Raw genomic sequence first — 13756 nt, 5'->3', positions numbered from 1 at the left:
GTCGGACAGGTGTCGGAGGGGTGCGGTCGGCTGCGTACGGGACGCCGCCTAGCCGACCGAACCCTCCATCTGCAGCTCGATCAGCCGGTTCAGCTCCAGGGCGTACTCCATCGGGAGCTCCTTGGCGATCGGCTCGACGAAGCCGCGCACGATCATCGCCATGGCCTCGAACTCGGTCATGCCGCGGCTCATCAGGTAGAAGAGCTGGTCCTCGGAGACCTTGGAGACGGTCGCCTCGTGGCCCATCGACACGTCGTCCTCGCGGACGTCGACGTACGGGTAGGTGTCGGAGCGCGAGACGGTGTCGACGAGCAGCGCGTCGCAGAGCACGTTGGACTTCGCGCCCGGCGCGCCCTCGCCGATCTCGATCAGACCGCGGTACGAGGTGCGGCCGCCGCCCCGGGCCACCGACTTGGAGACGATGTTGGAGGAGGTGTTGGGCGCCATGTGGACCATCTTGGCGCCGGCGTCCTGGTGCTGGCCCTCGCCCGCGAAGGCGATGGAGAGGGTCTCGCCCTTGGCGTGCTCGCCCATCAGGTAGACGGCCGGGTACTTCATGGTGACCTTGGAGCCGATGTTGCCGTCGACCCACTCCATGGTCGCGCCCTCGTAGGCCACGGCGCGCTTGGTGACCAGGTTGTAGACGTTGTTCGACCAGTTCTGGATCGTCGTGTAGCGGCAGCGGCCGCCCTTCTTGACGATGATCTCGACGACCGCGGAGTGCAGCGAGTCGGAGGAGTAGATCGGCGCGGTGCAGCCCTCGACGTAGTGGACGTAGGCGTCCTCGTCGACGATGATCAGCGTCCGCTCGAACTGGCCCATGTTCTCCGTGTTGATACGGAAGTAGGCCTGGAGCGGGATGTCGACGTGGACACCCTTGGGCACGTAGATGAACGAGCCGCCGGACCACACGGCCGAGTTCAGCGAGGCGAACTTGTTGTCACCGACGGGGATGACGGTGCCGAAGTACTCCTTGAAGAGCTCGGGGTGCTCCTTCAGCGCCGTGTCGGTGTCGAGGAAGATGACGCCCTGCTCCTCCAGGTCCTCGCGGATCTGGTGGTAGACGACCTCGGACTCGTACTGCGCGGCGACACCGGCGACCAGGCGCTGCTTCTCGGCCTCGGGGATGCCGAGCTTGTCGTACGTGTTCTTGATGTCCTCGGGCAGGTCCTCCCAGGACTCCGCCTGCTTCTCCGTCGAGCGGACGAAGTACTTGATGTTGTCGAAGTCGATGCCGCTGAGGTCCGAGCCCCAGCTGGGCATGGGCTTCTTCTCGAAGAGCTTGAGGCCCTTGAGACGCAGCTTCAGCATCCAGTCCGGCTCGTTCTTCTTCTCCGAGATGTCGCGGACGACGGCCTCGGAGAGGCCGCGCTTGGCCGCCGCGCCTGCCTCGTCGGAGTCGGCCCAGCCGAATTCGTACGTGCCCAGGCCATCGAGCTCAGGGTGGGCAGTCTCCGTGGGGAGCGTCATGCGGGGTTCCTCCCGGCTGTGCTTGCAGATGCTGAATCGGTGGTCTGTGGGGTGGGGTGTCCGCTGCGCGGAATGTACGTCGTACACACCCCGTCGCCATGGGCGATGGTGGCGAGACGCTGCACATGGGTCCCCAGGAGGCTGGAGAAGATCTCCGTCTCCGCCTCGCACAGCTGCGGGTACTGCTCGGCGACATGGGCGACCGGGCAGTGGTGCTGGCACAGCTGCTCGCCCTGCTGCGGGGCCGGCGCGCTGCGCGCCGTAGCAGCGTACCCGTCGGCGGACAAGGCCTTGGCCAACGCCTCCGTGCGCGCTTCGGGGTCCGCGGCCTCGATCGCCGCCCGGTAGGCGGCCGACTGGTCGGCGACCCGGGCGCGGGCGAAGGCCATGACCGCGGCGTCTCCCGCCGTCTCGGCGATCCAGCGCAGGGCGTCCGCGGCGAGGGCGTCGTACGACTGGTCGAAGGCGTCCCGGCCGCAGTCGGTCAGGGCGAACACCTTGGCCGGGCGGCCGCGGGTCCGCGCCCCGTAGATCCGCTGCTCGCGCGGTTCGACGACATCGTCCGAGACGAGGGCGTCGAGGTGGCGACGGACGGCCGCCTGGGTCAGCCCCAGGCGCATCGCCAGCTCGGCGACGGTGGACGGGCCGTGGTCCAGGATGGAGCGCGCGACCCGGTTGCGCGTCGAGCGCTCACCGGTCGCGAGTTCCTCCTGCGGAGCCTCGCCCGTGTATTTCACAACGCCATTGTTGCGTAATTCTTCCGGCCTTGACAACCACGGTCCGGAACGATCAAAGGTGGAATCCATCACTTAGGGTCACCTAATCCAGGCCCCCGGGCCGGGCCTCCCCCGGCCGCTGCCTAGAATTGCGGCCCATGAAGAGCGAGCCCGTTTCACCCCCGTCCGGCCCGGTCGTCCAGATCCGCGGCCTGGTGAAGCGGTACGGCGCCAAGACCGCCGTCGACGGCCTCGACCTGGACGTCGCGGCCGGCACGGTCACCGCCGTCCTCGGCCCCAACGGGGCCGGGAAGACCACCACCGTCGAGACCTGCGAGGGCTACCGCCGCCCCGACGCCGGCACGGTCCGGGTCCTCGGCCTCGACCCGGTCGCCGACGCCGCCCGGCTGCGCCCCCGGATCGGCGTGATGCTCCAGTCCGGCGGCGTCTACTCCGGCGCCCGCGCCGACGAGATGCTCCGCCACATGGCGAAACTGCACGCCCACCCGCTCGACGTGGACGCCCTGATCGAACGGCTCGGCCTCGGCGGCTGCGGCCGCACCACCTACCGCAGGCTCTCCGGCGGCCAGCAGCAGCGGCTCGCCCTGGCCATGGCCGTCGTCGGCCGCCCGGAACTGGTCTTCCTCGACGAGCCCACCGCCGGTCTCGACCCGCAGGCCCGCCGCTCCACCTGGGAGCTGGTCCGGGAGCTGCGCGCCGACGGGGTCTCCGTGATCCTCACCACCCACTTCATGGACGAGGCCGAGGAGCTGGCCGACGACGTCGCCATCATCGACGCCGGACGCATCGTCGCCCAGGGCAGCCCCGAGGCCCTGTGCCGCGGCGGCGCCGAGAACACCCTCCGCTTCACCGGGCGCCCCGGGCTCGACCTCGGCTCCCTGCTCAAGGCACTGCCCGACGGCACCGAGGCGGCCGAGCTCGCCACCGGCGCGTACCGCATCACCGGCGGCGTCGACCCGCAACTGCTGGCCACCGTCACCTCCTGGTGCGCGCAGCACGGGGTGATGCCCTCCGGCATCTCCGTGGAGCGCCACACCCTGGAGGACGTCTTCCTCGAACTGACCGGCAAGGAGCTGCGCGCATGAGCGCCGGTACGTACGCCCCCCGGCCGGGCGCCGCCCCGCTGACCCGCATGATCGCCGCGCAGACCGCGCTGGAGACCCGGATGCTGCTGCGCAACGGCGAGCAGCTGCTGCTGACGGTGATCATCCCGACCCTGCTGCTGGTGCTGTTCAGCGCCGTCGACGTGGTGGACACCGGCGCGGGCGATGCCGTGGACTTCCTGGCCCCCGGCGTCCTGGCCCTCGCGGTGATGTCCACCGCTTTCACCGGCCAGGCCATCGCCACCGGTTTCGAGCGGCGGTACGGGGTGCTCAAGCGGCTCGCCGCCTCGCCGCTCCCCCGCTGGGCGCTGATGACCTCGAAGACCCTCGCGGTGCTGGTGACCGAGGTGCTCCAGGTGGTGCTGCTCACCGCGGTCGCCCTGGCGCTCGGCTGGTCGCCGCACGGCAACCCGTTCGCGGTGCTGCTGCTCCTGGTGCTGGGGACGGCCGCGTTCTCCGGTCTGGGGCTGCTGATGGCCGGCACGCTGAGGGCGGAGGCGACGCTGGCCGCCGCCAATCTGGTCTTCCTGCTGCTGCTGGTCGGCGGGGGCGTGATCGTGCCGCTGGACAAGTTCCCCGGGGCGGTGCGCCCGGTGCTGGAGCTGCTGCCGATCTCGGCGCTCTCCGACGGTCTCAGGGACGTGCTCCAGCACGGGGCGGCGCTGCCCTGGGGGAACGCCGCGATCCTGGCCGTCTGGGCGGTGCTGGGGCTGGGCGCGGCGGCCCGGTTCTTCCGCTGGGAGTGAGCCCGCGGCAGCGCTCCGTAGGCGATTGGGGTAACTCGTCCCCCTCGTGAAAGCTTGCACAAGCCGCCGCCTACGATGGTGCGCGTGCCCAAGCTGACCCGAGCCGAAGTCGCTCAAGCCGCGCGGAATCCGCTCCTCTACATCGCCGAACGCTGGACGCCGACGCCGCGTACGGTCCGTCGTGCCGCGATGACGGCCGTCGTCATGTCGGTCGTCATCGTCGTCACCGGCGGGGCCGTCCGGCTGACGGGCTCCGGCCTCGGCTGCCCGACCTGGCCCAAGTGCACCGACGAGAGCCTGACCACGACCAGCGCGATGGGCTTCCACGGGGCGATCGAGTTCGGCAACCGGATGCTGACGTACGTGCTGTGCGCGGCGGTGGGCTGGGCGATCATCGCCGCCCGCGCCGCGAAGCCGTGGCGGCGGAGCGTGACCCGGCTGGGCTGGGCGCAGTTCTGGGTGGTCATGGGCAACGCCGTGCTCGGCGGCATCGTGGTCCTGGTCGGTCTGAACCCGTACACGGTCGCGGCCCACTTCCTGCTCTCCACGGCGCTGCTGACCATCGCCGTGGTGATGTGGCAGCGGATCCAGGAGGGCGACGAGGCGCCGCGTCCGCTGGTCGGCAAGGCGGTCGCGCAGCTCACCCGGCTGCTGACGGTGGCCGCCGGTCTGCTGGTGGCGGTCGGCACGGTGGTCACGGGCGCCGGGCGGCACGCCGGTGACTCCAGCGATGTGCACCGCATCCCGATCGACTGGAAGATGATCGCCCAGCTGCATGCGGACCTGGCCTGGGTCGTGGTGGCGCTGACCGTGGCGCTCTGGTTCGTCCTGAAGGCCGTGGACGCGCCCGTGGGGCCGCTGCACCGGACCCGGGACCTGTTCCTGGTCCTGCTCTCCCAGGGCGTCATCGGCTATGTGCAGTACTTCACCGACACGCCCGAGATCCTGGTCGGTCTGCACATGTTCGGCTCGTGTCTGGTGTGGATCGGGGTCGTGCGCGTCGTGCTGTCGCTGCGCGAGCGTCCGGTGGGCGCGGCGCCGCTGCCCGGCCCGGCGGCCGAGCGGCCCGAGCCCGCGACGACGGGCTGATCCCGGGGAGACCCGCGCACCAACGCGTTCGGGGCTTCCGTACGGCGGCTGTGCCGCCCGTACGGAAGCCCCGAACGCGTTGTGGTGTCTCAGGCCTCGTTGGAGGGGCCGCCGACCTGGATGCCGGCCATCCGGCTCCATTCGTAGGGGCCCGTGCGGACCTTCGCGGCGAACTCGCCGTCGAAGGACTCGTGCATCGTGATGCCGGACTTCCGCGCGGCGCTCTCGGCGACCGCGTACGAGGGGGCCACCAGGTCGCCCCAGCCGCCGTCCTCGCCCACCAGGACGATGCGGGTGCCCATCTCACCGATGTAGGCGAGCTGCCCCTCGGCGCCGCCGTGCGCCTTCGCGAAGGCGCCGATCTGCTTGGCCAGCCGGGCCGCCCTGCGCTCCGCGCGCGCCGCCTGCCTGCCGTCCACCTGCTGGGTCTCAGCCGTCTCTGCCATGAACAGGATGCTACCGAGCGGTAGATCAACGTGCGACGGGCGGGGAGCGTGGCGTGGGCCACGCTCCCCGCCCGTCGGCGGAGTCGACCGTCGCGGCTACCGCAGGAAGGGGTCCACGGCCACGGCCACGAACAGCAGCGAGACGTAGGTGATCGACCAGTGGAACAGCCGCATCTCCTTGAGCTTGGCGCCCGTCACTCCGGCCTTGGCCCGGCTGAGCAGCGCGTGCGCCTCCCAGAGCCAGAAGCCGCCGGTGAGCAGGGCCACCGCGGTGTAGAACCAGCCGGTGTAGCCCAGCGGGGTCAGCAGCAGCGAGACGGCGACCATCACCCAGCTGTAGGCGACGATCTGGCGGGCCACCACCCGGTTGGAGGCGAGGACCGGGAGCATCGGGACGCCGACGCGGGCGTAGTCGTCCTTGACCTTCATGGAGAGCGGCCAGTAGTGCGGCGGCGTCCAGAAGAAGATGACGGCGAAGAGGATCACCGCGGCCCAGGACATCGAGTCGGTGACGGCCGACCAGCCGATGAGGACGGGCATGCAGCCGGCGATGCCGCCCCAGACGATGTTCTGCGCGGTGCGGCGCTTCAGCAGCATCGTGTAGACGACGACGTAGAAGAGCAGGGCACCGAGCGACAGGGCCGCCGACAGCCAGTTGACCAGCAGGCCGAACCAGACCGTCGAGACCACCGCGAGCGTGATGCCGAACGCCAGGCACTCGCGCGGCGACACCATGCCGGTGACCAGCGGGCGCTGCGACGTGCGGTCCATCAGCGCGTCGATGTCGCGGTCGATGTACATGTTCAGCGCATTGGCACCACCGGCGGACAGATAGCCGCCGATCGTGGTTGTGAGCACGAGCCACAGGTCGGGTACACCCTGAGCGGCCAGGAACATCACCGGAACAGTGGTGATCAGCAACAGCTCGATGATCCGAGGCTTGGTCAGTGCCACGAAGGCCTTGACCCGGGCCCCGAACGGGCGATGGCCCCCTGGGCTCGGAGTCAAGGCGACCCCTGCGGGTCGGGACTCGACGGCCGTCACGCACACCCCTGACAGAGAAATCCCAGCAAGCTCCGGGTGTGAGGGCCCGGTAAAGACTTGCGCGAACCCGACCACTGTAGACGTTGGGGACAGGCCGTCCTTCGCGGGGGTGGGGTCGTGTTGATGTGGCGCGCGGCGCCGCGCCCGGGCGGGTGCGCGCGCGTTCGCACACCCCTGCGGAAGGGACGCCCGCCCACCCGGGCGCGGCGGCTCGCGCGGGGCGCTCCCGACGCGCCCGGCGGAGGGGCGCAGGTGTGCGCGTACACGCTCGTCGGAGGCCTCAGGAGTGGGCTTCCGCGCTCATCGGAGAGGGCCCATCGGTGAGCCTCTCCGCTCATACGGGAGGCGGATCCGGCGGGCCGCCCGCACCCTGGAAGTACCCGGAAATCGCGGGTCCCGACGGGGGTAGGCTCGACTACGCCCGGTGCGGTCACAGCCACCGGTTTACAACAGTGGAGAGGAGCCCTGACTCAGGGTGAGCACCAAGCCGACCACCACAGACCTCCAGTGGACCGAATTGGACCAGCGGGCCGTGGACACCGTCCGCGTACTCGCCGCGGACGCCGTACAGAAGGTCGGAAACGGCCACCCGGGTACGGCCATGAGCCTGGCTCCCGCCGCGTACACCATCTTCCAGAAGGTGATGCGGCACGACCCCGCCGACGCGGAGTGGACCGGCCGCGACCGGTTCGTGCTCTCGGCGGGCCACAGCAGCCTGACCCTCTACATCCAGCTCTACCTGGCCGGCTACGGCCTGGAGCTCGACGACCTGAAGGCCTTCCGCACCTGGGGCTCGAAGACCCCCGGGCATCCGGAGTACGGCCACACCACCGGCGTGGAGACGACGACCGGCCCGCTGGGCCAGGGTGTCGCCAACGCGGTGGGCATGGCCATGGCCGCCCGCTACGAGCGCGGTCTCTTCGACCCGGACGCGGCCCCCGGCACCTCGCCGTTCGACCACATGGTGTGGGTCGTCGCGGGTGACGGCTGCCTCCAGGAGGGCATCTCCGCGGAGGCGTCCTCGCTGGCCGGGCACCAGAAGCTGGGCAACCTGGTCCTGCTCTGGGACGACAACCACATCTCGATCGAGGGCGACACGGAGACCGCGGTCTCCGAGGACACCCTGAAGCGCTACGAGGCGTACGGCTGGCACGTCCAGCGCGTCGACCAGCTGCCCAGCGGCGACCTGGACCCGGCGGGCCTCTACCGGGCGCTGCTGGCCGCCAAGGCCGAGACGGAGCGCCCGTCGTTCATCGCGGCCCGCTCGATCATCGCCTGGCCCGCGCCGAACGCCCAGAACACCGAGGCGGCCCACGGCTCCGCGCTCGGCGCCGACGAGGTCGCCGCGACCAAGCGGGTGCTGGGCTTCGACCCGGAGAAGAGCTTCGAGGTGGCCGACGAGGTCATCGCGCACACCCGCCGGGCGCTGGACCGGGGCCGCGAGGCCAGGGGCGAGTGGGAGAAGACCTTCGCCGCGTGGCGCACCGCCAACCCGGAGCGCGCCGCCGAGTTCGACAGGATCGCCGCGGGCGAGCTGCCCGAGGGCTGGGAGGACAAGCTCCCGGTCTTCGAGCCGGGCAAGGGCGTCGCCACCCGCGCCGCCTCCGGCAAGGTCCTCCAGGCGCTCGGCGAGATCGTGCCCGAGCTGTGGGGCGGCTCCGCCGACCTGGCCGGCTCGAACAACACGACGATCGACAAGACCTCGTCGTTCCTCCCCGCGGGCAACCCGCTGCCGGAGGCCGACCCGTACGGCCGCACGATCCACTTCGGCATCCGCGAGCACGCCATGGCCGCCGCCATGAACGGCATCGCGCTGCACGGCAACACCCGCGTCTACGGCGGCACCTTCCTGGTGTTCTCCGACTACATGCGCAACGCGGTGCGGCTCTCCGCGCTGATGCACCTGCCGGTGACGTACGTGTGGACGCACGACTCGATCGGCCTGGGCGAGGACGGTCCGACCCACCAGCCGGTGGAGCACCTGGCCTCGCTGCGCGCCATCCCGGGGCTGAACGTGGTCCGTCCGGCCGACGCCAACGAGACCTCCGTCGCCTGGCGCGAGATCCTGCGCCGCTACACCAAGGTGTTCGGCAAGGGCGCCCCGCACGGTCTGGCGCTGACCCGCCAGGGCGTGCCGACGTACCCGCTGAACGAGGACGCGGCCAAGGGCGGCTACGTGCTCCTGGACGCCGAGGGCGGAGAGCCGCAGGTCGTGCTGATCGGCACCGGCTCCGAGGTGCACCTCGCCGTCGAGGCGCGCGAGGAGCTGCAGGCCGCGGGCATCCCGACCCGCGTGGTGTCGATGCCGTCGGTCGAGTGGTTCGAGGAGCAGGACCAGGCGTACAAGGACAGCGTGCTTCCGCCGTCCGTGAGGGCCCGGGTCGCCGTCGAGGCGGGCATCGGCCTGACCTGGTACCGGTACGTCGGGGACGCCGGCCGGATCGTCTCGCTGGAGCACTTCGGCGCCTCGGCGGACGCGGGCGTGCTGTTCCGCGAGTTCGGCTTCACCGGTGAGGCCGTCGCGGCCGCCGCCCGGGAATCCCTCGCCGCCGCCCAGCGCTGACGCCTCTATACGACTAGTAGGAGATGCAATTCTCATGACAGACGCACTCAAGCGCCTCTCCGACGAGGGCGTGGCGATCTGGCTCGACGACCTGTCGCGCAAGCGGATCACCTCGGGCAACCTGGCCGAGCTGATCGACCAGAGCCACGTCGTGGGTGTCACGACCAACCCGTCGATCTTCCAGAAGGCGATCTCGCACGGCGACGGTTACGAGCAGCAGCTGGCCGACCTCGCGACCCGCAAGGTCACCGTGGACGAGGCCATCCGGATGATCACGACGGCGGACGTCCGCGACGCCGCCGACATCCTGCGCCCCGTCTTCGACGCGACGGACGGCCAGGACGGCCGGGTCTCCATCGAGGTCGACCCGCGTCTGGCGCACCGCACGGACGCCACGGTCGCCGAGGCCAAGCAGCTGGCCTGGCTGGTGGACCGGCCCAACACGCTCATCAAGATCCCCGCGACGAAGGCCGGTCTGCCGGCGATCACCGAGGTCATCGGCAGGGGCATCAGCGTCAACGTCACGCTGATCTTCTCGCTGGAGCGCTACCGCGCCGTCATGGACGCCTACCTGGCGGGCCTGGAGAAGGCGAAGGCCGCGGGCCTGGACCTCTCCAAGATCCACTCGGTGGCCTCGTTCTTCGTGTCCCGGGTGGACACCGAGATCGACAAGCGGCTGGACGGCATCGGCACCGACGAGGCCAAGGCGCTCAAGGGCAAGGCGGCGCTCGCCAACGCCCGGCTGGCGTACCAGGCGTACGAGGAGGTCTTCGCCTCGGACCGCTGGGCCGCGCTGGACAAGGCGCACGCCAACAAGCAGCGTCCGCTCTGGGCCTCCACGGGCGTGAAGGACCCCGCCTACAAGGACACCCTGTACGTGGACGACCTGGTCGCCCCGGGCACGGTGAACACGATGCCCGAGGCCACCCTGGACGCCACCGCGGACCACGGGCAGATCACGGGCAACACGATCGCCGGCACCTACGAGCAGGCCCGCGCCGAGCTGGATGCCGTGGGCAAGCTGGGCATCTCGTACGACGACGTCGTCCAGCTGCTGGAGGACGAGGGCGTCGAGAAGTTCGAGGCGGCCTGGATCGACCTGCTCAACTCGACCGAGGCGGAGCTCAAGCGCCTCGCCCCTTCGGAGGGCTGACCACTTTGTCTGGTGTTCCCGGAGCCAACCCGCTCCGTGACGCCCAGGACCGACGGCTCCCGCGCATCGCGGGGCCGTCGGGCCTGGTCATCTTTGGCGTCACGGGCGATTTGTCCCGTAAAAAGCTGATGCCCGCCGTCTATGACCTGGCCAACCGCGGTCTGCTGCCGCCGGGCTTCTCCCTCATCGGTTTCGCGCGCCGCGAATGGCAGGACGAGGACTTCGCCCAGGAGGTCCACGACGCCGTCAAGCAGCACGCCCGTACGGAGTTCCGCGAGGAGGTCTGGCAGCAGCTCATCCAGGGGATGCGCTTCGTCCAGGGCACCTTCGACGACGACGCCGCCTTCGAGACCCTGAAGGCGACCATCCAGGAGCTGGACCAGGCGCAGGGGACGGGCGGCAACTTCGCCTTCTACCTCTCCGTGCCGCCGAAGTTCTTCCCCAAGGTCGTCCAGCAGCTCAAGAAGCACGGGCTGGCGGACCAGAAGGAGGGTTCCTGGCGGCGCGCCGTCATCGAGAAGCCCTTCGGCCACGACCTGAAGAGCGCGCAGGAGCTGAATCAGCTCGTGCACGACGTCTTCCCGCCCAACGAGGTCTTCCGGATCGACCACTACCTGGGCAAGGAGACGGTCCAGAACATCCTGGCGCTGCGGTTCGCCAACACGATGTTCGAGCCGATCTGGAACCGGAGCTACGTCGACCACGTGCAGATCACGATGGCCGAGGACATCGGCATCGGGGGCCGGGCCGGCTACTACGACGGCATCGGCGCCGCGCGCGACGTCATCCAGAACCACCTGCTCCAGCTGCTGGCGCTGACCGCGATGGAGGAGCCCGGCTCCTTCCACCCGAAGGCGCTGGTGGCCGAGAAGCTCAAGGTCCTCACGGCCGTGGAGCTCCCGGACGATCTGGGCAAGCACACGGTGCGCGGCCAGTACGCGCACGCCTGGCAGGGCGGCGAGGAGGTCCTCGGCTATCTGGAGGAGGACGGGATCGACCCCAAGTCGAAGACCGACACCTTCGCCGCGATCAAGCTGACGGTCAACAACCGCCGCTGGGCCGGCGTGCCGTTCTACCTGCGGACCGGCAAGCGGCTCGGCCGCCGGGTCACGGAGATCGCGGTCGTCTTCAAGCGCGCCCCGTACCTCCCGTTCGAGTCCGGGGCCACGGAGGAGCTGGGCGGCAACGCGCTGGTCATCCGGGTCCAGCCGGACGAGGGTGTGACCGTGCGCTTCGGCTCCAAGGTGCCGGGCACCTCGATGGAGGTCCGGGACGTGACGATGGACTTCGCCTACGGCGAGTCCTTCACCGAGTCCAGCCCGGAGGCGTACGAGCGGCTCATCCTCGATGTGCTGCTCGGCGACGCCAACCTCTTCCCGCGCCACCAGGAGGTCGAACTCTCCTGGAACATCCTCGACCCGATCGAGCAGTACTGGGACAAGCACGGAAAGCCCGCGCAGTACCCGGCGGGCACCTGGGGCCCGGCCGAGGCGGACGAGATGCTCGCACGAGACGGACGGAGCTGGCGCCGGCCATGAAGATCGACCTCACGGAAACCACGTCCAGCAAGATCAACCAGGCGCTGGTCTCGGCCCGCCGGGCGATCGGCACCCCGGCGATCGGCATGGTCCTCACGCTGGTCATCGTCACCGACGAGGAGAACGCGTACGACGCGCTCAAGTCGGCCGGCGACGCCTCGCGCGAGCACCCCTCGCGGATCATCGCGGTGATCAAGCGGGTCAGCCGCTCGCCGCGCAACCGGCGCGACGCCCGGCTGGACGCCGAGGTCCGGGTCGGCTCGGACGCGGGCACCGGCGAGACCGTGGTGCTCCGGCTCCACGGCGAGCTGGCCAACCACGCCCAGTCGGTGGTCCTTCCGCTGCTGCTGCCGGACGCCCCGGTCGTCGTCTGGTGGCCCGAGGGCGCCCCGGCCGATCCGGCGAAGGACCCGCTGGGCGCGCTCGCCCAGCGCCGGATCACCGACGCCTACTCGGCGGAGCACCCGAGCGACGAACTGGCGGTGCGCGCCCGGTCGTACACCCCGGGCGACACCGATCTGGCCTGGACCCGGATCACCCCCTGGCGCTCCATGCTGGCGGCGGCCCTGGACCAGCAGGCGGTGCGGGTCGTCTCGGCGACGGTCGAGGGCGAGTCGGAGAACCCGAGCTGCGAGCTGCTGGCCATGTGGCTGGCGGACCGGCTCCAGGTCCCGGTCGAGCGGACCATGTCCGGCGGTCCGGGTCTGACGGCCGTGAAGATGGAGACCGAGTCCGGCACGATCGTGCTCGACCGGGCCGACGGTTCGCTGGCCACGCTCTCCATGGTGGGGCAGCCGGACCGCGCGGTGGCGCTCAAGCGCCGGGAGACGGCGGAGCTGCTGGCCGAGGAGCTGCGCCGGCTCGACCCGGACAACACCTACGCCTCCACGGTGAAGTTCGGCGTGGAGCGGCTCGGCGAGACGGCGAAGCCGAAGGCGGCGGCCGCGTCGGCGCCGGCCGCTAAGAAGGCCGCGCCCGCGAAGAAGGCGGCGGCGAAGTGACCGTCGTCCCGCAGCTCGTCGTGCACCGCGACAAGGAGCTGATGGCCCAGGCCGCCGCCGCCCGGCTGATCACCAGGATCGTGGACGCCCAGTCCGCGCGCGGCGAGGCCTCGGTGGTGCTCACCGGCGGGCGCAACGGCAACGGCCTGCTGGCCGCGCTCGCCGCCGCGCCCGCCCGGGACGCGATCGACTGGTCTCGGCTCGACCTGTGGTGGGGCGACGAGCGGTTCCTGCCGGAGGGCGATCCGGAGCGCAATGTCACGCAGGCCCGCGCGGCCCTGCTGGACTCGGTGCCGCTGGATCCGGCGCGGGTGCACGCGATGCCCGCGTCGGACGGTCCGCACGGCACGGACGTCGACGCGGCGGCCGCCGCGTACGCCGCCGAACTGGCCGCCGCGGCCGGTCCGGTGGACCACGGCCCGGTGCCGGTCTTCGACGTGCTGATGCTGGGCGTCGGCCCCGACACGCATGTCGCCTCGCTCTTCCCCGAGCTGCCGGGTGTCCGGGAGACCGAGCGCACCGTCGTCGGGGTGCACGGCGCGCCCAAGCCGCCGCCCCTCCGGGTCTCGATGACGCTGCCCGCCATCCGGGCGGCGCGCGAGGTGTGGTTGCTGGCGGCGGGCGAGGACAAGGCGGAGGCCGCGGAGATCGCGCTGTCGGGGGCCGGGGAGATCCAGGCCCCGGCGGCCGGCGCGTACGGCCGCAGCCGCACCCTGTGGCTGCTGGACGCGGCGGCGGCCTCCCGGCTGCCGCGTGCCCTGTATCCTCCGGCGTCCGCCTGACGTCGCGTCAGAACCGAGGCGTACGGGCCCGGTCCGCCCCCGGTGCGGGGCGGACCGGGCCCGCCCGCGTGAGAGGGTCGGCCC

General features: G+C 71.0%; 12 protein-coding genes. 8 read left to right on the top strand and 4 right to left on the bottom strand.

All coding sequences use genetic code 11. The features are described from left to right. Window positions 1–48: 48 nt before the first annotated feature. Entirely contained in the window at window positions 49–1470 is a 1422-nt protein-coding gene (gene sufB / locus ACWCXC_RS22685) for a Fe-S cluster assembly protein SufB (RefSeq protein WP_450685553.1), read from the bottom strand. Beyond that, window positions 1467–2207, bottom strand: coding sequence for a helix-turn-helix transcriptional regulator (locus ACWCXC_RS22680; RefSeq protein WP_383649676.1), 741 nt, complete (start codon window positions 2205–2207; stop codon window positions 1467–1469). Before ACWCXC_RS22680 ends, sufB begins: the two co-directional genes overlap by 4 nt. A gap of 137 nt (window positions 2208–2344) precedes the next feature. On the opposite strand from ACWCXC_RS22680, the gene ACWCXC_RS22675 reads away from it, so the two are divergent. From ACWCXC_RS22675 to ACWCXC_RS22665, 3 genes are all read left to right on the top strand, one after another. Continuing rightward, entirely contained in the window at window positions 2345–3292 is a 948-nt protein-coding gene (locus tag ACWCXC_RS22675) for an ABC transporter ATP-binding protein (protein ID WP_450685552.1), read from the top strand. Next, window positions 3289–4056, top strand: coding sequence for an ABC transporter permease (locus ACWCXC_RS22670; RefSeq protein WP_450685551.1), 768 nt, complete (start codon window positions 3289–3291; stop codon window positions 4054–4056). Before ACWCXC_RS22675 ends, ACWCXC_RS22670 begins: the two co-directional genes overlap by 4 nt. 75 nt (window positions 4057–4131) lie before the next feature. Beyond that, window positions 4132–5145, top strand: a complete 1014-nt coding sequence (locus tag ACWCXC_RS22665; protein WP_450890372.1) for a COX15/CtaA family protein — start codon at window positions 4132–4134, stop codon at window positions 5143–5145. An 89-nt stretch (window positions 5146–5234) separates the two neighbouring features. Here the strand turns inward: ACWCXC_RS22665 and ACWCXC_RS22660 are convergent, their stop codons facing one another. Both ACWCXC_RS22660 and ACWCXC_RS22655 read right to left on the bottom strand, forming a co-directional pair. Continuing rightward, complete coding sequence (locus tag ACWCXC_RS22660; RefSeq protein WP_450685377.1) at window positions 5235–5591, bottom strand: hypothetical protein; 357 nt, start codon at window positions 5589–5591, stop codon at window positions 5235–5237. 96 nt (window positions 5592–5687) lie between these two features. Then, the gene (locus ACWCXC_RS22655) at window positions 5688–6641 is read right to left on the bottom strand and encodes a heme o synthase (RefSeq protein WP_450685378.1); all 954 of its coding nucleotides are present in this window, start codon (window positions 6639–6641) and stop codon (window positions 5688–5690) included. A 469-nt stretch (window positions 6642–7110) separates the two neighbouring features. On the opposite strand from ACWCXC_RS22655, the gene tkt reads away from it, so the two are divergent. Genes tkt through pgl form a run of 5 tightly spaced genes read left to right on the top strand, consistent with a single transcriptional unit; the run spans window position 7111 to window position 13672 of the window. Next, on the top strand, window positions 7111–9198 hold the full coding sequence (tkt, locus tag ACWCXC_RS22650) for a transketolase (RefSeq protein WP_450685379.1): 2088 nt from the start codon (window positions 7111–7113) through the stop codon (window positions 9196–9198). A 34-nt stretch (window positions 9199–9232) separates the two neighbouring features. Beyond that, on the top strand, window positions 9233–10351 hold the full coding sequence (gene tal / locus ACWCXC_RS22645) for a transaldolase (RefSeq protein ID WP_450685380.1): 1119 nt from the start codon (window positions 9233–9235) through the stop codon (window positions 10349–10351). Between the two features lie 5 nt (window positions 10352–10356). Continuing rightward, on the top strand, window positions 10357–11889 hold the full coding sequence (zwf, locus tag ACWCXC_RS22640) for a glucose-6-phosphate dehydrogenase (RefSeq protein ID WP_450685381.1): 1533 nt from the start codon (window positions 10357–10359) through the stop codon (window positions 11887–11889). After that, window positions 11886–12890 carry a glucose-6-phosphate dehydrogenase assembly protein OpcA gene (gene opcA, locus ACWCXC_RS22635; protein WP_450890371.1) on the top strand — a complete coding sequence of 335 codons (1005 nt, stop codon included), beginning with the start codon at window positions 11886–11888 and terminating at the stop codon, window positions 12888–12890. The genes zwf and opcA overlap by 4 nt, the downstream gene beginning before the upstream one ends. Further along, window positions 12887–13672 carry a 6-phosphogluconolactonase gene (gene pgl, locus ACWCXC_RS22630; RefSeq protein WP_450890370.1) on the top strand — a complete coding sequence of 262 codons (786 nt, stop codon included), beginning with the start codon at window positions 12887–12889 and terminating at the stop codon, window positions 13670–13672. Before opcA ends, pgl begins: the two co-directional genes overlap by 4 nt. The last annotated feature ends 84 nt before the right edge of the window (window positions 13673–13756 follow it).

The sequence above is a fragment of the Streptomyces sp. NPDC001515 genome (assembly GCF_053597115.1).
This window is presented reverse-complemented; position numbering and strand designations above follow the sequence as displayed.

Excerpts from the sequence above, each read along its gene's own strand:
- tal (WP_450685380.1), top strand. The coding sequence starts at position 9,233 with ATGACAGACGCACTCAAGCGCCTCTCCGACGAGGGCGTGGCGATCTGG.
- sufB (WP_450685553.1), bottom strand. The coding sequence starts at position 1,470 with ATGACGCTCCCCACGGAGACTGCCCACCCTGAGCTCGATGGCCTGGGC.
- opcA (WP_450890371.1), top strand. The coding sequence starts at position 11,886 with ATGAAGATCGACCTCACGGAAACCACGTCCAGCAAGATCAACCAGGCG.
- ACWCXC_RS22675 (WP_450685552.1), top strand. The coding sequence starts at position 2,345 with ATGAAGAGCGAGCCCGTTTCACCCCCGTCCGGCCCGGTCGTCCAGATC.
- ACWCXC_RS22660 (WP_450685377.1), bottom strand. The coding sequence starts at position 5,591 with ATGGCAGAGACGGCTGAGACCCAGCAGGTGGACGGCAGGCAGGCGGCG.
- ACWCXC_RS22670 (WP_450685551.1), top strand. The coding sequence starts at position 3,289 with ATGAGCGCCGGTACGTACGCCCCCCGGCCGGGCGCCGCCCCGCTGACC.
- ACWCXC_RS22665 (WP_450890372.1), top strand. The coding sequence starts at position 4,132 with ATGGTGCGCGTGCCCAAGCTGACCCGAGCCGAAGTCGCTCAAGCCGCG.